This window comes from Paraburkholderia hiiakae, assembly GCF_904848665.1.
Lineage (GTDB): Bacteria > Pseudomonadota > Gammaproteobacteria > Burkholderiales > Burkholderiaceae > Paraburkholderia > Paraburkholderia hiiakae.
Window position 1 is genome coordinate 508,179 of sequence record NZ_CAJHCQ010000002.1, and the last position, 19,208, is coordinate 527,386.

Genomic DNA, 19,208 nt, shown 5'->3' on the forward strand with positions numbered 1-19,208 from the left:
TCAGGCGCACAGATAGCCGCCGTCCACGGGCACGATCGCGCCCGTCATGAACGAAGCGGCGGGCGAGCAAAGAAACGCGGCGACGTTCGCAACTTCCTCGGGCTGCCCCCAGCGTTTCATCGGCGTGCGCTCGAGTATGCCCTGCGAGCGCCCATCGTCGTCCTGCAGCGCCTGGGTGAGGGGCGTGGCGATCCAGCCGGGCGCGAGCGCATTGACGCGGATGTTGTCGGGCGCATAGGCAATGGCGAGCGAGCGCGTGAGCTGCGCCACGCCGCCCTTGCTGGCGCTATAGGCCGGCACGAGGCCGCCACCGAAAAAGCTCAGCATGGAGGCCGTATTGACGATGCAGCCAGACGACGCCTTGAGCAACGCTCGCGCACTCGTACACACACGCATGGTGCCGTTGAGATTGATGTCGAGCACGCGCTCGAACGCTTCGATCTGGTGCTCTTCGCCGCGGCTGATCACGCCCGCGCAGTTCACGACGATATCGAGCCGCTCGAAGCCATCAATCAGTTGCGCCACGTCTTCGGTGGAACGTACGTCGAGCGAGGCGCGCTGCACGCCCGCATCGAGTGCGTCGGGCGTACCGGCGGGAGGCGGCAGGCCGGCGGCCGTTGTGCGCGCGCCGAGTTGCGCGAGCCGGTTGGCGATAGCCGCGCCGATGCCGGAGTGTCCGCCGGTCACGAGCGCGACCTTGCCCGCGAGAAAGTTGTCCTTGAATGTCATGATGCGTAGTGCGAATGAATGGGTGAATCAGGTGGGTTGGGTCGCGGCCGCCTCGCGCTCGCCTTCAGGCGCGACTTCCCTGACGACGAAGAGGTAGACGAACGCGGCGGCGAACGCGACGGCTGCGCTAATGAGCAGGGCGTTCACGAACGAATGCGTCTGGTCGACCACGATGCCGGTGATGACCGGCGCGAACGAGCCGCCCAGATAGCCGCCGAAGTTCTGCATGCTGCCAAGCGACGCCACGAGATGGCGAGGGGCCGCCACGCTCACGAGCGCCCAGGCCGCCCCGCTCGACATGTTCACGAAGAACATCGCAACGGAAACATAGGTAATGGCGAGCGCGGTGCTCGGCGTGTAGGCGGCGGGTACGGTGAAGGCCGCGGCGCCGATCAGGCCGACACACAGCGGCCACTTGCGACTGCGGATGGGCGCCATGCCGCGCTTGAGCAGGTAATCGGAAATAAAGCCGCTGCTGGCCATGCCGATCGTGCCGAATACATAGGGAATGGCGACGAGCCAGCCCGTATGCGCGATGGAGATATGACGCTCCTTCTCCAGATAGCCCGGCAGCCAGGTGAGATAGAGCCACACCATGTAGATCACGCCCATGAAGCCGAAGATCATGCCCCACGTGTTGCGCTGCTTGAGCAGCATGCCCCACTCGGCGAAGCTCAGTGAACTCTTTTTCGGGGCTTCGGTTGCGCCGTCTTCGAGCCAGGCCGTTTCTTCAGCCGTGAGCGTGATCTGATCGCGGTTGCGATAGACCATATACCAGCCGACCGCGACGAGCACGCCCAGCACGCCCATGATGATGAACATCGGACGCCAGCCGAATGCGAGCATCAGCACCGTGAGCAGCGGCGGCGCGATCATCGGCGCAATGGTCGACGAGGAAACGAATGTACCCGTTGGCGCGCCGCGTTCGCGCACGGCGAACCACTCGTGAATGACTTTGGCGCCCGCCGGAAAGAGCGGCGCTTCGGCGATGCCCAGCACCACGCGCGCTGCCAGAAAATGATTGAGCGTCTGGATGAATCCGCCCGTGACCTGCGCAAGCGACCACACCAGCATGCCAAGCCCGAGCATCACCCGCGAGCCGAAACGGTCGAGCATCGCGCCCACCGGCAATTGCGCGAACGCATAAGCGAGCGAGAACGCCGAAAGCAGCAAGCCCATTTGCGAAGCGCTCAGATGCAGTTCCTCCGCCACCGAATGATTGGCGATGGAAAGCGTGCTGCGGTCCAGATAGTTGACGATGCCCGCTATTGTCAGAAAGGCGACGGCTATTGTCTGTATGCGTTTGAGCCGTTGCGGTTTTTTGGTCATGGCGTGTCTCCTTTTGGCTGTTATCGTGTGTGTGTCTTGGATCGGGCGGTTCGTGTACTAATACGTCGCGCGGCCGCCGGAAAGATCGAATATCGCGCCGGTGCTGAACGTGCAGGAATCCGAACAAAGCCATAGCGCGAGATCGGCGACCTCATCGACGGTGCCCAGACGCCCGAGTGGGCTCTTGTCGATCATCGTCTGCACGTGGGCGGCCGACATCTGTGCGAGCAGCGGCGTTTGCACGGCAGCGGGCGCAATGCCATTGACGAGAATGCCCGTTTGCGCGAGCTCCTTGCCAAGCGATTTGGTGAGCGCGATCACGCCGGCCTTCGCCGCGCTGTAGGCGGATGCGTTCGGCGTGCCTTCCTTGCCCGCGAGCGACGCCACATTGACGATGCGCCCCGTACCGGCGCGGCGCATGGCGGGAACGACGTACCGGCAAACGTGATAGGTGCCGACCAGGTTGACGTCGACAATGCGTTGCCATTCGGCGGGATCGTAGGCGTCGAGGGGAACGGTCGAGCCGGCGAAGCCCGCGTTGTTCACGAGGTAGTCGATGCGCCCGAATTCCGCGAGCGTCGCGGCCAGTGCCGCTTCGATCGTCTCCGCTCGCGTGACGTCGGCCTCGATATGACGGGGTGCATCTTGCGTATCGAGCGAGCCGGGCACGCGGTCCCAGTTGACCGTGCGCGCGCCGCCGCGCGCAAACGCGTTGCAGATCGCGCGGCCTATGCCGCCCGCCGCGCCTGTCACGACGGCTACGCGCCCCGCGAAATCGTATTGGGCGCGGCTCATCGGATGAACTGGTCCACATAATCCTCGCCAAGACCCACCGCCGCGTAATGTTTGCGGCACATGTCGATCTTCGTGAACACATCTTCATAGCCCGTGTAGTTGCCCCACGGATCGCAATAGAACATCACGCCGTTCACCTGGAAGTAGGTGATCATTTCCTCGACGTCTTCCGGCACGTAGAGCGTGTGCGTTTCGCCGGGCGGCTCGAACACATAGCTGCCTTCGGTCGCTTCCCAGTCGTGCTCCAGATAGCGCCAGCGGCCCTTGAGCACCATGCCGTGAACGGCCTGCGGATGCCGGTGCCTGCTCAGGACACCTGACTTGCGGACGCGCAGCAAATTCATCCAGTAGCCCTGTGCCGTGTTCAGGCACAACGGGCGGAACCACACGTTCTCAGCCTGGGGCACCCACTCGCGCTCGTCGGCGGGAATGGCGTGGGGAATGACGATTTCCTGTTGCGCTTCCTTGGGGAACGGAAGCTGATACGGCGTCATGGGGGAATAGGTTTTATCCGTCATCAGTTGCTCTCATGCGTCCATAATATGGACATTAGGTCCACGATATGGTTCATTGTGCGGGAGGGATTTGATTTAGGTCAATGCCAGGGTTTCCCCCCGGGCTCGGTCGCCACGCACTCAGAATTCAATACCCTGCTTGTCGTACAGCGCTTCGATGAGCAGCCGCGCCGCGGGCGCGAGCGGTGCGCCTTTGCGCGTGACGAGTTCATAAGGTTCGCTGCGCGAAGCGAGGCGCAGCGGGAGGATGCAGGCCATTTCCTGGCTGGCGAAGAACTGCGCGACGTCGATCGAAACCAGCGCGACGAACGACGGATTACCCTGTAGCAACGCGAGCGTGGCGAACGCGGAGGTCGTTTCGAGCAGATGCATCGGAAAGCGGATTTCGGCCTCGCGAAACTCGCGTTCGAGCAACAGCCGCATCGGCATGTTCGCGCGGTAGACCACCCAGCGGTACTTCTCCATGTCCTTGAGCGCGAGCTTCTTCGCGCGGCGCAACGGATGCCGCACGTTGGCGATGACGGCGAGCGTTTCGTCCTGAAGCTTGACGCTCTCGTAGTGCTGCGGCGTCTGGCTGACCGTGGTGCGGCAGATCGCGAGATCGAGCCTGCCCGCGTCGATCTGGCTCAGGAGCGCCGAGCTCGTGTCTTCGACGATTTCAACCGACATTTCCGGATGCGCCGCGATCAACGTGGAAATCGCATCGGTTAGCAGCGGTACCGCACCCATGATGACGCCAACGGCCACGCGTCCGCCACGCCCGCGCGAGAGTCCAACCAACTCCTCGCGCAAATGCGTGAGATCGGTGTGAATCAAGCGCGCGTAGCGGATCGCGCAGTGTCCCGCTTCGGTGGGCTCGAGTCCGCGATTGGTGCGATTGAAGAGCGGCGTGCCAAACGTCGTTTCGATCTCCTGCAGCGCTTTGCTCGCACCTGGCTGCGTGAGCGCGACCTGTTGCGCGGCCTTTAGCAGCGAGCCGTGATCGCCCAGTGCGATCAAAAGCCGGAGCTGCTTCACATGGAGGCGGGAGATGATGGAATTGAGCGACGGGGTCATGGGGTTGAGGAAAAGTTATAGCCGTATCAAATCTTCTCAATTACCGCGTAATGGGCGTCTCCCTATACTGGCCCGAAACAATAGCACTATGCGGCTGAAATGCGGTAATCAAATTGCAGTCTCGAGCGATTGCTGCCGCAACGGTCGAATTCACTATAACTGAAGCTCAATCCTATGTCCCTCATCAACTACGTCACGCAGATTCAGTTCGATTTCGGCGCCATTCGCTTGCTCAAGGACGAATGCGAACGTGTGGGCATCAGCCGGCCTTTGATCGTCACGGACAAGGGAGTGCGTGCAGCGGGAATCATCGATAGCGTGATTGACGCTCTGGCAGGCGTTGCGCCCGCAACGATCTACGACGGCACCCCGCCCAATCCGAACGAGGCGGCGGTGCGCGAGGCCGTGGCGGCCTACCGCGCAGGCGAGTGCGACGGCGTCGTCGCAGTTGGCGGCGGTTCGGCAATCGACCTCGCAAAAGGCGTGGCCGTTTGCGCAACGCACGAAGGGCCATTGCAGCGTTTTGCCGTGATCGAAGGTGGGGCGGCAAACATCACGGCGAAGACGGCCCCGGTTATTGCCGTGCCGACGACGGCGGGCACCGGTAGCGAAGTGGGACGCGGCGCGATCCTGATTCTCGACGATGGGCGCAAGGTCGGCGTGATTTCGCCTTATGTCGTGCCCCGTGTGGCGATTTGCGATCCCGAACTCACGCTAGGCTTGCCGCCGGTTTTGACGGCGGCGACGGGCATGGACGCCATTGCCCATTGCATGGAGACCTTTCTCGCGCCCGCTTTCAATCCGCCCGCTGACGGTATTGCGCTGGACGGATTGTGGCGCGCGTGGCGTCATATCGAGCGCGCGACGCGCGATGGCGGCGACCGCGTGGCGCGCCTGAACATGATGAGCGCCTCGATGCAGGGCGCGCTGGCGTTCCAGAAGGGCTTGGGTTGCGTGCACAGCCTTAGCCATTCGCTCGGCGGATTCAATCCACGTTTGCATCATGGCACGCTCAACGCTATTTTCCTGCCGGCTGTACTGCGGTTCAACGAGCAAGCGCCTTCGGTGCGTGACGAAGGCAAGCTCAACCGTCTGGCGACGGCGATGGGGTTAGGCAGCGGCGCGGAAGTGGCGCCCGCTGTGCGCGCCATGACCGAACGGCTCGGCTTGCCGACGGGCCTCGCGCAGCTAGGCGTGAACGCTGAGATGTTCCCCGAGATCATCAAGGGCGCGCTCAAGGATCACAGCCACAAGACCAATCCGCGCGAGGCCTCCGCAGACGACTACCGCGCCATGCTCGAATCGTCGATGTAACGCGGCGCGGTTTCGGTGTGACGGCCGTTTTGCCCGCGTCGATCTGCCTCGCGGATAGCGTCGCGACGCAGTCACTCCGGCCCTTCGGCCGAACGCCACGGCAATGACGGCTTCGAAGGACGGATTCCGTCTAGGTGGCGTTTCGTGATTCGGTGTCTTCCCTGGCCGCACGCACGCATTGCCCTATGCGGGTAGTACGCCTGAGCCCGCACGCTAATGACCGTCCTTGGGACAGGCTCACGCAAATAACGGCGCTAAGCCCCCTCGGCGCCGTTCGCGCCGAGGTAGCGCTCGCTCCACACCGCAATCACGTTCGCCGCGTAGATGGCGTCGGGCTTGCGCGACAGAAGGTGGTCCGCCCCGGCCAGCGAGATGAAGCTCTTGGGATGCCGTGCGGCCCGGAAGATGTGGTTCGCGTTGACGATGCCGACCGTCGAGTCGTCGGGTGCATGCATGACCAACAGGGGGAGATTCATGCCGGTGATCTTCTCCGTCAGCCGCTGCTCGGCGACGTCCTCGAGGAACTGACGCTTGATCCGGAACGGCCGTCCCGACAACTGGACTTGCGCCTCGCCCTCGGCCTCGATTTGCGGCAGGTAGTCCTTAAAGAGCCCTGTCACATGCCCGGGGTCGCTCGGCGCCCCGATCGTGACGACGGCCTCGGCGCCTGTGACGTCCGACACCGCGGCGAGCACGGCGGCACCCCCCAGGCTGTGGCCGATCAGCAGCGCGGGCGCGCGGTGCGTCGCGCGCAGATGATCGGCTGCCGCGATCAGGTCGCGGCAGTTCGAGGAAAAGTTGGTGTTCGCGAATTCGCCTTCGCTTGCGCCAAGCCCCGTGAAATCGAACCGCAGCACGGCGATTCCGTGCTCGGTCAGCGCCTGGGCGATCCGGCTCGCTGCGAAAACGTCCTTCCCGCACGTGAAGCAATGGGCGAACAGGGCGAACGCGTGAGGCTCCGCGTCAGGCAACTCAAGCCGGCCGGAAAGCTGTTGTCCATCCGATCCTGGAAACGTGAATCGTTCGGTAGGCATTGCGGACCTCCACGGGTGGAATGCTTGGGGCCTGTTCCCCTAACGCTACGATTCTCTCTGGCGAACACTCCGAGCTCATCATTAGCGTGAACAGGCACTAGTTTAGGCGGCGTGAATTCGACGCCGTGCCGTTCGAGCCGTGCGTAGATGCTCCCGGTTTTAGGCAGCAGAACCGGCATCGTTGACTGTAGCCCAATTCCGCCGTACACCGAACCGCTATGTGAGAAACCGCTTAATGTCTCGCGCGGCATCCTCAAATGTGCCTCCGCCCGCAATCGTTTCGACGCAATGCCTACGGAGATAGGCCAATGGTACAACGTGCTCGCCCAATCCGCCGCCATTCGTCCCATAGCCAAAGCGCACGTTGTACTTCCCCGTGCAGGAAGTATTCGAAACATCGGAGGTGTGCGCATCAGGCGGCTTTTGCGTCGACGAGGTTCATCATTTGGTCTCCGAATCAACCGCGGAGAACAAGCATTCGAAGTCCGCGATTCCCGATCTTGAGGCTCGTGGCTACCGCTTCGGGCGCGATGGCCCACCCACTCGACCTCTCTGGTGTAATTTATGTCTGCATCCTCGCCAGTCGCGATACGCGATATTCAATGTCCTATATTGGTATTTGGCTTTGAGCCACTTTTCAGGGCCGCTCACTACATCAACTAACTGAGAACAGGAGTGAAAATGCCTATCGCCAGACATATGATGGTCCTTCTCGCCGCAGCCTCGCTCGGGGTTGGCGCGGTTACGCCAACCCTCGCGCAGAACGACGCTTCGGGCGCAGGAAATGCCGCAGCGTTGCAGGGCGCGTCGTCTGCAAAGCCGACCAAGGCGGAGCGCAAGCAGGCCAGAAAGGAAGCGCGGGCAAAAAAGAACGCGGAATTGAAGAAGCTTGAGGATGCGGGCTATCAGCCCGGCCGCGCCAATGATCAGAACTATCCGCAGGATTTGCAGAACGCGCAAAAGAAGGCGGGTATTGGACAAGGTGCGAGTCAATAGTGATCGAACCTGGTTTTGCGCGTCGCAGCGACGTATCTGTGTGCGGTGTCGGCGTACTTGGCCGGGCTGGGGTGCCTGATATCGAGCGCCCGGTTTAACCCGCAACTAAGCAACGACCCTTGCGGGGCGCGACGCTCCGCAAGGGTGAAGGACTCCGCGTTCACACTTGCTGCGCCGCGTCGATCGGCAGGAATTATCGTGTTCCCATCATCCGGTCAGTTTCCTCGCGCACAGGCGCTGTCGCTGGACCGAAACGGGTCACTGCAAGCGCTGCAGCGGCATTGGCGCGTCGCGTTGCCTCCAGGGGAGCGCGACCTTCTGCTAGCGACGCCAGCAGAACACCCGTATGCGCATCGCCCGCGCCATGGCTGTCGACCGGCGTGACGGCGAAGCCGCCGACGCGATGTACGCCTGATCCTCGGCGAGCGGCGTGACGCCGCAACGGTTCTTGCTCCGCGACGCGCCGAATGCCCGAACCCGTGTGCGCCGTCGGCGCAGCGGCTGCGTTATGGCTTGATGAACCTGAGCGTCATGCGATCCGATTCGCCGATAGCGGCATAATGCGCGCGGTCCGCGTCGCCGCCCTCGTAGCTCGGCGGCAGCGACCAGACACCATGCGGATAATCCTTGGTGTCCTTCAGATTCGCGTTGATCTCGCTACGTGCGGCCAGCACGAAGCCGGCGCTCTGCGCATGCTCGATCACGTACGCTTCGGTTACATAGCCGGTATCGATCATTTGCTGCACGGTCGCGCCTCGCCGCGCGCGATGCTCCTCGACGCCAAGCACGCCGCCGGGTTTGAGCGCGGCATAGAACGCGCGCAGGTTGTCGTCGATCTGGCCATCCTTGATCCAGTTGTGGATGTTGCGGAACGTGAGCACCTGGTCGAACTGGCCGTGCGCGTCAAAGCCCTCGAATTCGCCTGCGTGCAAGGTGCCGACCTTGACGTTGCCATAAAGCGCCGGAGCCGCCGCGAGCTTGCGCAAAAAGGCGGCGTCGGTGTTGCGGTCTTCGGCGGCCAGTTCCGCTGACGTGCTGACGTACTGGGCCTCGTAAAGATGGCCGCGATCGTGCAGCCACGGCGCCAGGATATCCGTGTACCAGCCGCCGCCCGGTGCGATTTCGAGCACCGTTTGCGTGGGCTCGACGCCGAAGAACTCCAACGTCTCTTTCGGATGTCGATAGACGTCCCGCGCTTTGGCCCGCTCGTTACGCTGGGAACCGTCAATGGCGGCATCGAGTGAGGTGGTAGGCGCAGGTTGCGAGTGCGCGCTGAGCCCGGCCTGCTGTGTGGGCGTCGCGCATCCAGCCGCGAGGAGCGCGAGAGACGCCGTGACGATGGCGGCAGTACGTTTCAGTGCAAGACGCGCGAAGACTCGATGATGTTGGACCGGATTCATGGGCGAGGGGGCAGGTTCTGGATAGTCGACACGATACCCGGTTATGCGCTCTCGCGCTGGTGAGCCGGTGGAGCCGATCCAACGCTCGAGCACACGGGTCCGCTCGCGGGACGGAACTGCGCGTTGGGACACTGCTGGATTTACTCAGTAGTACGGAGAGAACCGAGGCGGTCGATGGCCCCGCGTCTTGACGTTTTACCCAGGCGGTCTTGATGCGGCCGCGTCCGCTGCGTCCCGGTCATTCCGCCTGCCGGGACGCGAGCGCCAGGTCGACGAACTGCGTGACGCGCGCGTTCGCATCGCCGTAGCGGTGCGCGATGTAGAGCGTCGTCGTCGTGTCGTCGTCATCGAGGGTGCGAAACACGACGCCGGGCACCGCGATGGCGCGCAGCGACGCCGGCACGAGCGCAATGCCGAGCCCCGTTGCGATCAGACCGACCAGCGTCGACGCTTGCTGGGCTTCCTGCACGACTTCCGGCTCGAAGCCGCGTTTGGCGCACAGGGCGAGCGTTTGCTCGTGGACGACGACACCTGCCGCGCGCGGGTAGGCGATGAACGGTTCGCCGTTCAGATCCGCCACGCGCACGGTGCGCGCCTTCGCGAGCCGATGCCGCGAGGGCACCGCGAGCAGCAGCGGCTCGGTGTAGAGCGGCGTGAGCACGAGGTTCGACGAGGCGCCGCCAAGCGGTGCGCGCAACAGGCCGACGTCGAGCTCGCGTTGCTCGATGGCTTCGAGCTGGCGCGTCGAAGAAAGCTCGATGAGCGACATGATGACTTTCGGCCGTCGCGTGCGGTAGGCGTGGATCAACCGCGGAAACACGGGCGAAAGCGAGCAGGCGTTCGTGAATCCCACCCGCAGGCGGCCGACCTCGCCGCTGACCGTCTCCCAGACCGACTCCTTCGCATGCTCGACGCGCGCGAGGATCGCACGCGCGTCTTCGAGCAGGGCAATGCCCGCCTCCGTCAGCGAGACTTCGCGCCGCGTGCGGTGAAACAGGCGCGCACCGAGGTCCGCCTCCAGCGCCTGGATCGCCAGACTCAACGGGGCCTGTGTCACGCCGAGCCGCTCGGCGCTGCGCCGGAAGTGCAGCTCCTCGGCGAGAACCACGAAGTATTCGAGATGGCGAAGATTCATTGATATAAAAAACAAATCAATAAGTTGGTTTCCGAGAATAAATGAAAACGTCTCCATCGGCCATACTTTGCTCGACCGAAATGGAAACATGGGAGACAACATGGACGGAGCGGAACTGCTCGAACGCCTGCGCGGCGGCCACAACGTCGTGGCGCTGGGCATTCGGGCCTCACGTACCCCCGAAATCGTGCGTTGGGCGAAAGCGGCGGGCTACGACACGATCTGGATCGACATGGAGCACAGCCCGCTGCCGGTCGACGCCGTCGCGCAGATGTGCCTGTGCGCGCAGGACCTCGGGCTGATGCCCTGGGTGCGCGTGCCCGAGCGCGACTATGGGACGATCAACCGCGTGCTCGACGGCGGCGCGCTCGGCATCATCGTCGCGCGCATCGAAAGCGCGGAAGAGGCGCGCCTCGCGGTCACGGCGACGCGCTTCGCACCGCTCGGCCAGCGCTCGCAAATCCTCACGCTGCCGCACGTGGGCTATGCCGCGTTGCCGGTGCGCGAAATGAATGCCCGCGTGAATGCGGCAAGCGCGCTGAAGGTGCTGATCGAAAGCCGCGCGGGCGTCGAAGCCGCCGACGCGATCGCCGCGGTCGATGGCGTGGATATCGTGGCGCTCGGCTGCAACGATCTCTCGGCCGATCTTGGACATGCGGGCGAACCCACGCATCCGGAGGTCGTCGAGGCCTGCCGGCAGGTGCTCGCGGCGGCACGCCGCCACGGCAAGGTGGCAATCGTCGGCGGGATGCCCGAAGGCGAAACGCTTGCCGCGCTGCGCCGCGAGGGCGCGAAGCCCTTCCTGTTCGCGGGCATCGACACCGATCTCTTTCTGGCCGCGCTGCGGCAACGGGCTGCCCAGGCCCGGGCAACCGTCTGATTCATCAAACTTCACCTACTCATGGCTACCACCACCGAAACTCCGCTTGTCTCCACGCCGATGCGCGATTGCGAAACGCTGGCGCGCCCCGCTTTTGTCGTGGCGGATCTCGCCTGCGATGCGCATATGCACGTATTCGGCCCGCTCGACCAGTATCCGTGCGTCGCGCGTCCGCACTACACGCTGCCCGACGGCAAGCTCGATCACTACCTGCGCCTCATGGAGGTCCTCGAACTCAAGCGCTTCGTGATCGTGCAGCCGAGCTTCTACGGCACCGACAATCGCTGCATGATCGATGCGCTCAAGGCCGCCGGCCCGATCGCGCGCGGTGTCGCGATGATCGAAGAGGACACCGACACAACCACGCTCGAGCGCTTCCACGAAGCCGGCGTGCGGGCAGTGCGTCTCGATCTGTTCGCGCGCTCGGGTCTGCCGACTGCCGAGATTCAGCAGTACATCACACGCATGGCGCGGCGCTGCGCGTCGCTCGGCTGGCATCTGCAGTTCTACGCACCGGGTTGGGTCGTGCGCAACCTGATTCCGTTCCTCGCCGATGTGCAAACCGATTTCGTGATCGATCACATGGGCTACATGCTCGAAGAAGACGGGCTCACGGAAGACGACTTCGCGCGTCTGCTCGGCCTGCTGCGCGAAGGGAACTGCTGGCTCAAGCTCAGCGCGCCGTACCGCATTGCGAAGCACCGCGGCTACGACGCCGTCGCGCCGATGGCGAAGGGCATTATCGCGGCGGCCCCGCACAAGGTGATCTGGGGCTCGGACTGGCCGCACATTCCCGACGGTTCCCGCGACACCGGCGAGCTGCTCAACCTGCTCGCCCAGTGGACCGGGGACGCGGACGTGCAACGCGCGATCCTCGCCGACAACCCGGCGCGTCTGTTCGACTTCTGATGCTGGCGAGGGAGGCAAACATGAGCTATCAGCCTGATCCCGCGTTCGCGGGGTTGTTTCGCGCTTTCACGTCGGACCCGCAGAGTATCGGCGCGCACCTGACCGGGCAGATGGCCGCGCTGGCTGCGAGCGATCCGCTCGTCGTTTCGACGGGCTCGGACATCGTGCTGTTTCCGGGCGAAGGCGGCGCGCCTCGCATCGAGAGCTTTCGCAAATCCACGCGCGGCTTTATCGAGTTGACCGCCGTCTCGCATCTGCCGCTTGCGCTCGCCTACCTTGCGCGCATGCGCGAGCTGGCGGGTGACGACAGCGAGGGTGCGCACTGGCGCGCCGACGCGCAACGCCTGCTGGGCCACGTGCGGGCAACGCGCGAGGCCAACTCGCTCGCGTTGTGGCGCGATTACGTGAACGTGGCGAGTTTCGCGGGCTACGAACAGAAGATCGTCGATCTCGTCGACTACACGTGCGGCGCGTCGGCGGGGATGCTGGAGCGCGTGTTGCGCGACCCCGCGCAGCTGAGCTTCGACGCACTCAACGCGCAGTTCTTCGCGCCGCGCGCGGGCATGGGCCAGGTTGTGGGAGTCGGCGTGCCGATGAACGACGTCATGTTCGCGACGTTTGGCCTGGCGTACCTCGACATCGTCTATCGCATCGGCAACTGGTTGCGCGAGCAACGGCTAGACTGGAACCGGGCGATGGCGCTGGTGAGCGGTCAGTCCGGACGGCCAACCGCGGGCGTGACGTGGGCCTCGAACAACATGTGCTACCTGCTGTGGCGCACGTCGGAGCGCGCATTGCAGCCCGAGCGCGTGCTCGTCGCGCCCCACGCACCATCGTTTTCGGTCGCGCAGTTGCCGGACGAGGCGGGATTGGCGAAGCTGGAGCGCGACTACCGGCTGCTTTGGCTCAACACGCGCGCGAGCATCGACGTGGCGCGCGCACTGTTTCCGAACCAGGCTGGCTACTGCTTCGAGCCGCAGACGGCCGACGCCATGCCCCCGATCACGAATCTGCACGACCGGACGGCTACGACGGCGCGGCTGCGCCGCATCATGGAAGATCCCGCGCAACTGCTTTCCAACTGCGTGGCCGACTATATCGTCGACCAGTTGCACGCGAACGGCAACGATCCCACGCGCGTGCCGATACCGGGTTTCACCGATGTCGAGTATCCGCAGGCGCCGCGGGCGTGAGCCGCGGGCACCGTTCGACTAGATAGTTATGCATAACGAAAAGGGCGGCGCCATGATCGCCGCCCGTCAGGAGACACTCATGACCGAACGTTCCACCGGGCGCGCGGCGCTCATCACGTTTGTCTGTTTTGCGGTATCGATGATCGACGGCTTCGATACGTTGATGCTGTCGTTCGTCGCACCGCTCATCTCGCAGGCGATCCATGCCGATCATGCGTCGCTCGGGCGCGTTTTCGGTGCGGGCTTCATCGGCACCGTGATCGGTTCGGTCGCGGTCGGACCCGCCGCAGACCGCTTCGGGCGCAAACCGATGCTGATCGGGGCGCTCGCGCTCACGGGCCTGCTCACGCTGGCCTGCGCACTTGCGACATCGGCGCCCCAGCTCGCGCTGCTGCGCTTTATCGGCGGCCTCGGCATGGGCGGTGCGATTCCGCCAGTGGCCGCGATTACCGCGGAATGCACGGCGCCGAGGCACCGCACGTCATCCGTCATTCTGATGTTTATCGGCTTCCCGCTCGGCGCCGTGGTTGGCGGAGCGATTTCGGCCGCGCTCATGACGCGCTTTGGCTGGCCCTTCGTGTTCCTGATGGGCGGCGCCTGCGCGCTCGCGATGCTCTTGCCGGTGGCGTGGCTGATTCCAGCGCAGACGAAGGCGGCGGTTCATGAGGGCGGCGGCCATGTCCGCATCGGCGCGATCCTCGCACAGGGGCGCAGCGCGCCCGCGTTCGCGCTCTGGTTGGGCGTGCTCGCGAGCATGATCGTCTCGGGTTTTCTCGTGAGCTTCATTCCGACCATCCTCAATCTCAACGGGGTGCCAGTGGCTCGCGCGGCACTGGGCGCGGTCGTGCTCAACGTCGGGGCCATCGCGGGTGCGCTGGCGCTGTCATGGATCGTGCGCCGGCGCGAGCCGTTCCGGCCGGTGGCCGTGTCGTTCGCGGCAGCCGCGCTGTTGACGAGCGTGCTGGGCCTGCTCATCGGCGTGGGGGATGCGCTCTTCGGCATGCTGTTTCTGGCGGGCGCGTGCCTCGTGGGCGCTCAACTAACGTTCCCCGCGATCGCAAGCCGACTGTTTCCGCCTGCGGTGCGCGCTTCCGGCGTGGGCTGGACGATGGCGATCGGGCGCCTCGGCTCGATCATCGGGCCCGTGATCGGGGGATCGTTGCTCCAGCAACATACGGCGCTCGACCGGTTGTTCGCGCTTGCTGGACTGCTCGCGCTGCTGGCGGGCGGAGCAGTGGCGCTGGCGGGCCTATGGAGCCGTCACGGGGGAATCGCTGGCGACGGCGAGCGGGAAACCGGCGCGCCGTTCGCCATTGCCGAAGGCAAACATTGAAGCCATCGCGCGCCGGCCAGGAATGAAGCAGGAAAAATGACCATGGAAAACGAATCAATGAGCGACCGCCTCCTTACCCCTGTTCAAACGCTGAAAACCACCGGCGCCCGTGCGCTCGCGACCTGGCGCATGGACGAGGTTCGCTGGCTAGCGGCGGCGCAACTCGCGCGCGACGTGCCTGGCGAGTCCGCGCACATGAACGGCGGTGACAGCGATATCGAAGCGCCGCTCTTTCGGATGGAAGGCGGCCGCTTCTTGCAGGACGGCGCGTTGCCGTTGGCCGGCGGCGAGGATGTCGAGTACTTCGAGATCGGCGGCCGGCGGTTCCTGGCCGCGGCAGGCATCCGCACCGGACGCGGCCCGTACGACCTGAATACGCAGGCCACACTGTACGAGTGGCGCGATGGCGCGTGGGCGCCGCATCAGCGCTTCGACGTGTTCGCGGCGAAGCAGTGGCGCGCGTTCTCGATCGGCGAAAGGCATTTCCTCGCGCTCGCGCAGGGCGTGACCGTGGAGGGCGTGAACGCGGTGCATCCACGAACCTCGCGGATTTTCGAGTGGAATGGCGAGTGCTTCGAAGCGTTTCAAGCGATCGACGGCATGTGGGGCTATGACTGGAACTACGCGTGCCGCGGCGATGCGCACTTTCTCGCCTACGCCGATCACGTGAGCGGATCGTCGGTGCTGCGCTGGGACGGCGCGCGCTTCGTCACGTTTCAGCGCTTTGAAGAGAAGGGCGGCCGCACGTTCCGCTTCTTCGAAGCGCAAGGCGCGTTCTGGATGGTCCACGTGAATCTGCTCGGTGCGACCACACTCTACCGTCTCGATGGTGAGCGCTTCGTCGAAGTACAGCATCTGGGCGGCGCTGGCGGCCGTGAGCTTTGTCTCGTCGAGGGCGCGCATGGCCGCTATCTCGTGCGCGTGTGTTTCATCACGGGCACCCCGCAGGCGCCCATCGTCGAAAGCGAATCGCAGGTGTTTCGCTGGATGGGCAGTGGGTTCGCGCTCGCCGAGACCTTCGAAACGAGCGGCGCGACGTCGGCTCTCAGCTTCATGGAGGGCGACACGCGCTACCTCGCCGTGACCAACAGCTTGAGCGCCGATCAGCGCTTTGGCGTGGCTTCGACGTTATACCGCTTCGACGTCTAGCGCGACACCACGCGTTTCCACCCAGGCCCGGCTGACTCCGGGCCTTCCCTTACCGGAAAACCCATCCCTCGCGCGAGGGAGGGACTCGTTTTGACTAAAAAAACTACAGGAGACAGACAATGAAGAAGATCGTAAAGAGGACGGCGCTGGCAGCACTGATCGGCGCCGGCGCGATGGGGTGCATGGGGAGCGCCCATGCGCAAAGCAGCGTGACGCTCTACGGCATCATCGACGCGGGCATTACCTACTTCAGCAATCTGAATGGGCATGCGACGTTCGTCGCGAACGACGGATCGATCCAGTCCAACCGCTGGGGCCTGCGCGGTGTGGAGGATCTGGGCGGCGGGACACGCGCCGTATTCGACCTCGAAAATGGCTTCAACCTGTACAGCGGCACGATGGTGCAGTCGGGCGTGCTGTTCAGCCGGCAGGCCTGGGTGGGGCTTGCGAACAACGCGGCCGGCACGCTGACGCTCGGCAAGCAATACGACTTCTTCTGGGACAACCTCACTCAGTTCGCCATGGGGCAACTCGCGGGTCAGTATTCATGGCATCCGGGCGACTTCGATCATCTCGCGGGCACGCTGCACATCAACAATGCCGTGAAGTACACATCGCCCACGTTCGCCGGCGTGACACTCGGCGGCCTGTATGCGTTTCCGTCGCAGTCGGTGAGCGCGGGGACGGGGCGCGTATATGCGTTCGGCGCGCGCTACGCAAATGGTCCGCTGAATCTGGGGATTGCCTATACGAACACGCACGACCTCGGCCTGAACGGGCCGACCCAGGCGGGTACGACGTTCTTCCCAGGCCTGCCGGCGGGGCCTGTACTGGCAAACAACGTCGCGTCGCTTGGAGTAGGCGGCAGCTATCGTTACGGCCGTAGCCTTACGCGACTACTTTTCACCGATACGCGCTTCAAGATTGGCAGCGACAGCGGGTCCATGCTGACTTACGAGGCGAACGAAGCCTTCTTCCTGACGCCCGCCACGACGCTGATGGCCGGTGCGTGGTACAGCAAGCTCGGCTCGCAGAAGTGGGTGAATATAACGGCCCTTTGCGACTACTGGCTTTCGAAGAGTGTCGACATTTATACGAGCGCGACATGGCTTCACGCGAGTGGCGGAGCGGCGCCCGTTTTTCTCGGTGGCGGGTCGGCGCCGGTCTTCGAGAATGGCGTGTACGTAGGGTCGGGCGCTACCTCGGTTGCGGTGCGGGTGGGCTTGCGTAAGTTGTTCTAAAGCATCGTGGCAAACGCGCCGTGGCGTCCCCGCTGTGGCGCGGTCTGCTTTCGGGTGACACGCTTGCTGGCGCAGGCTCGGGGTGACGGTACGCGAATGCGAGGAAGCCACTATTCGACTATTCGCGTCTCGCGTTACAAGTCGCGCGCGGAGCGAGTTCGATAAAGCGCGCGGCAAGCATGGCATAGAGGAACTGGCGCAGGCGCGCGGCGAAGTGCGGGACGGGTTGCATGGCGAGTCTCGTTGGGCGCATGGACAGGCGAGTGAGCGGGCAGTGGGAGCCGCATGCAAACGCAATTCATATGCCATCGGCCTTTCGCGCCTTCGGAGCGCTGCATGCGCATGCGCAGTGCCCCGTCACGGTGCCTGGCCCTGCAACATGGTGCACGCACTGCACTGTGATTGCGCGGGCGTGGCGGGTCACCGCGCGCGTCGCGCTCCCACCCGCGCCGCCAGTGCGCATCGAGGCGAGTTCCAACGCATTCAGACAGACCTGGCACAGAACTCGCTAATTAGCCTGGCGAGAGGTGCGAAGCAATTTGCATCATCTTAGGATCGCTAGGGTTCCGGTCGGCGTGGCACATCTGTTCATACCGCGTCCGATGTCTGGTCCGAGAGCAATCCGGTCTCGTCTCCCACCTTGCCTGCAAGGCGGCGATGAGGCTCCACGGAGGGATAAAAGCCCGGGAGGTCGCGATGTCGTTCGGTCGCCCTCTCACGCGCTATCCCTTCGCAAACTGGAGCCTCCATGCCGACCCGCTTCTCCTCTGCCTGCGCGCAGTCTGATCTGCCATCCGCCTTGCCACCCGTGGACGTGCTGTGGGAAACCGTGATTCCCGCCGGCACGCATTGGTCGGGCATCCTGCGTCGCGGCCTCGCGCTGCGCGTGATCGACCTCGAAGGCGGCGCGAATCTCGCCGCCGTGTTCCACCGCCAGGAAGATCCGCTGGAACGCTACAACATGGCCGACACGCTCAAGGCGCAGCACACGGCTCATCTCACGCGCGGCCACGCGCTTTATACCGATATGGGCCGCGTAATCGCATCGATTACCGCAGACACGCTCGGTTGGCACGACCCCCTCGGCGGGGTGGGCGACGCGACGCTATTCATGCGCAAGTATGGCGAGCAGCGCTACCAGGCACACCGCAACGACATGATCCGCAACGGCCGCGACAGTCTCGTGCTCGAACTCTCGAAATACGGCCTGGGTCCGCGCGATCTGGTGGCCAACGTCAACTTCTTCAGCAAGGTCGCCGTGGGCGAGGACGGTTCGCTCGAATTCTTGCCGCGCCACTCGCATGCGGGCGCGACGTTCGACCTGCGCTTCGAGATGAACACGCTCGCCGCGTTTTCGACGGCACCGCACCCGCTCGATCCGCACGGCGAGTACGCGCCGAAGCCGGTGAAACTCATTGCCTGGCGCGCCTACGCGGCCGACTCCGCCGCGAGCGCCGACGACCTGTGCCGCACGGCCTGCGCCGAGAACCAGCGCGGTTTCATCAACACCGACCGTCTGTTCGCCTGAGCGCAAGGGAGCTGTCATGCCGATTATCGAAAGCGCGCTCGACGAGCGCAATGCCGACACCGATTTCACCTTGCCCGCGGGCGAGCCGTGGATGCACGACATGAAGCGCGGCGAAACGCTGCGCATCGTCGACCTGGAGGGCAACCAGGCCGTGGACACACTGTTCTACAGCAGCGCCGATCCCACCGAACGCTACAGCGCGCAGGACACCATTCGCGCGCAGCGCAATCTCTATCTCAGCGCGGGCAGCGTGCTGATGTCGAACCGCGGCGCGCCGCTGCTCACCATCGTCGCCGATACGTGCGGGCGCCACGATACGCTTGGCGGCGCCTGCGCGGCCGAGAGCAACACGGTGCGCTACGCGCTCGAAAAGCGCCACATGCATAGCTGCCGCGACAGCTACCTCAACGCGCTCGCGCACTGCACCTGCGGCGTGGGGGCGCTGCTGGGCAAGCGCGATATCGTCAGCAACATCAACTTCTTCATGAACGTGCCCGTTACGCCGCTCGGCCAGCTCACGTTCGAAGACGGCATCTCCGCGCCCGGAAAATACGTGGAAGTGCGCGCGGAACAGGACGTGACGGTGCTGATCTCGAACTGCCCGCAGCTGAATAATCCGTGCAACGGCTATAACCCGACGCCCGTGCGTCTGCTCGTTTGGGGGGCGTGACG

19 protein-coding genes and 1 riboswitch are annotated in these 19,208 nt (G+C 64.3%); of the genes, 10 read left to right on the forward strand and 9 right to left on the reverse strand.

What is annotated here, in order from left to right; genetic code table 11:
- From JMY28_RS06225 to JMY28_RS06245, 5 genes are all read right to left on the reverse strand, one after another.
- Positions 1-729 (reverse strand): SDR family NAD(P)-dependent oxidoreductase, encoded by a 729-nt coding sequence (locus JMY28_RS06225; RefSeq protein ID WP_201695006.1) that lies wholly within the window; start codon positions 727-729, stop codon positions 1-3.
- Positions 730-756: 27 nt separating this feature from the next.
- Positions 757-2,058 carry an MFS transporter gene (locus JMY28_RS06230; protein WP_201695007.1) on the reverse strand — a complete coding sequence of 434 codons (1,302 nt, stop codon included), beginning with the start codon at positions 2,056-2,058 and terminating at the stop codon, positions 757-759.
- A 57-nt stretch (positions 2,059-2,115) separates the two neighbouring features.
- The gene (locus JMY28_RS06235; protein ID WP_201695008.1) at positions 2,116-2,853 is read right to left on the reverse strand and encodes an SDR family NAD(P)-dependent oxidoreductase; all 738 of its coding nucleotides are present in this window, start codon (positions 2,851-2,853) and stop codon (positions 2,116-2,118) included.
- A complete protein-coding gene (locus JMY28_RS06240; protein WP_201695009.1) occupies positions 2,850-3,371 on the reverse strand; it encodes a 2,4'-dihydroxyacetophenone dioxygenase family protein in 522 nt (173 codons plus the stop codon). Before JMY28_RS06240 ends, JMY28_RS06235 begins: the two co-directional genes overlap by 4 nt.
- 117 nt (positions 3,372-3,488) lie before the next feature.
- Positions 3,489-4,424 (reverse strand): LysR family transcriptional regulator, encoded by a 936-nt coding sequence (locus tag JMY28_RS06245; protein WP_201695010.1) that lies wholly within the window; start codon positions 4,422-4,424, stop codon positions 3,489-3,491.
- Between the two features lie 174 nt (positions 4,425-4,598).
- Between JMY28_RS06245 and JMY28_RS06250 the strand changes: the two genes are divergently transcribed.
- Positions 4,599-5,738: an iron-containing alcohol dehydrogenase gene (locus tag JMY28_RS06250; protein ID WP_201695011.1), complete on the forward strand. Its 1,140-nt coding sequence runs from the start codon at positions 4,599-4,601 to the stop codon at positions 5,736-5,738.
- Between the two features lie 254 nt (positions 5,739-5,992).
- Here JMY28_RS06250 and JMY28_RS06255 read toward each other — a convergent pair whose 3' ends face one another.
- Positions 5,993-6,772, reverse strand: coding sequence for an alpha/beta hydrolase family protein (locus JMY28_RS06255; RefSeq protein WP_201695012.1), 780 nt, complete (start codon positions 6,770-6,772; stop codon positions 5,993-5,995).
- Between the two features lie 681 nt (positions 6,773-7,453).
- Between JMY28_RS06255 and JMY28_RS06260 the strand changes: the two genes are divergently transcribed.
- Entirely contained in the window at positions 7,454-7,768 is a 315-nt protein-coding gene (locus tag JMY28_RS06260) for a DUF4148 domain-containing protein (protein ID WP_201695013.1), read from the forward strand.
- Between the two features lie 193 nt (positions 7,769-7,961).
- Here the strand turns inward: JMY28_RS06260 and JMY28_RS06265 are convergent, their stop codons facing one another.
- The 3 genes from JMY28_RS06265 to JMY28_RS06275 all read right to left on the reverse strand — a co-directional run bounded on the left by JMY28_RS06265 (position 7,962) and on the right by JMY28_RS06275 (position 10,303).
- The gene (locus tag JMY28_RS06265) at positions 7,962-8,210 is read right to left on the reverse strand and encodes a PfkB family carbohydrate kinase (RefSeq protein ID WP_236596723.1); all 249 of its coding nucleotides are present in this window, start codon (positions 8,208-8,210) and stop codon (positions 7,962-7,964) included.
- Between the two features lie 64 nt (positions 8,211-8,274).
- Complete coding sequence (locus JMY28_RS06270; RefSeq protein WP_201695014.1) at positions 8,275-9,168, reverse strand: class I SAM-dependent methyltransferase; 894 nt, start codon at positions 9,166-9,168, stop codon at positions 8,275-8,277.
- A gap of 238 nt (positions 9,169-9,406) precedes the next feature.
- A complete protein-coding gene (locus tag JMY28_RS06275; RefSeq protein ID WP_201695015.1) occupies positions 9,407-10,303 on the reverse strand; it encodes a LysR family transcriptional regulator in 897 nt (298 codons plus the stop codon).
- A gap of 100 nt (positions 10,304-10,403) precedes the next feature.
- On the opposite strand from JMY28_RS06275, the gene JMY28_RS06280 reads away from it, so the two are divergent.
- The 8 genes from JMY28_RS06280 (at position 10,404) to JMY28_RS06315 (ending at position 19,206) form a co-directional block, all read left to right on the forward strand.
- Positions 10,404-11,183, forward strand: coding sequence for an HpcH/HpaI aldolase family protein (locus tag JMY28_RS06280; protein WP_201695016.1), 780 nt, complete (start codon positions 10,404-10,406; stop codon positions 11,181-11,183).
- A 21-nt stretch (positions 11,184-11,204) separates the two neighbouring features.
- On the forward strand, positions 11,205-12,092 hold the full coding sequence (locus JMY28_RS06285; protein ID WP_201695017.1) for an amidohydrolase family protein: 888 nt from the start codon (positions 11,205-11,207) through the stop codon (positions 12,090-12,092).
- 20 nt (positions 12,093-12,112) lie between these two features.
- Positions 12,113-13,285, forward strand: a complete 1,173-nt coding sequence (locus JMY28_RS06290; RefSeq protein ID WP_201695018.1) for a DUF5624 domain-containing protein — start codon at positions 12,113-12,115, stop codon at positions 13,283-13,285.
- A gap of 79 nt (positions 13,286-13,364) precedes the next feature.
- A complete protein-coding gene (locus JMY28_RS06295) occupies positions 13,365-14,618 on the forward strand; it encodes an MFS transporter (protein ID WP_201695019.1) in 1,254 nt (417 codons plus the stop codon).
- Between the two features lie 42 nt (positions 14,619-14,660).
- Complete coding sequence (locus tag JMY28_RS06300; protein ID WP_201695020.1) at positions 14,661-15,767, forward strand: hypothetical protein; 1,107 nt, start codon at positions 14,661-14,663, stop codon at positions 15,765-15,767.
- 119 nt (positions 15,768-15,886) lie between these two features.
- Positions 15,887-17,008, forward strand: coding sequence for a porin (locus JMY28_RS06305; RefSeq protein ID WP_201695021.1), 1,122 nt, complete (start codon positions 15,887-15,889; stop codon positions 17,006-17,008).
- 547 nt (positions 17,009-17,555) lie between these two features.
- A riboswitch (guanidine-I (ykkC/yxkD leader) is annotated at positions 17,556-17,700 on the forward strand.
- A gap of 56 nt (positions 17,701-17,756) precedes the next feature.
- Complete coding sequence (locus tag JMY28_RS06310) at positions 17,757-18,536, forward strand: urea amidolyase associated protein UAAP1 (RefSeq protein WP_201695022.1); 780 nt, start codon at positions 17,757-17,759, stop codon at positions 18,534-18,536.
- Positions 18,537-18,552: 16 nt separating this feature from the next.
- Positions 18,553-19,206 (forward strand): urea amidolyase associated protein UAAP2, encoded by a 654-nt coding sequence (locus JMY28_RS06315; protein WP_201695023.1) that lies wholly within the window; start codon positions 18,553-18,555, stop codon positions 19,204-19,206.
- Positions 19,207-19,208 lie beyond the last annotated feature (2 nt).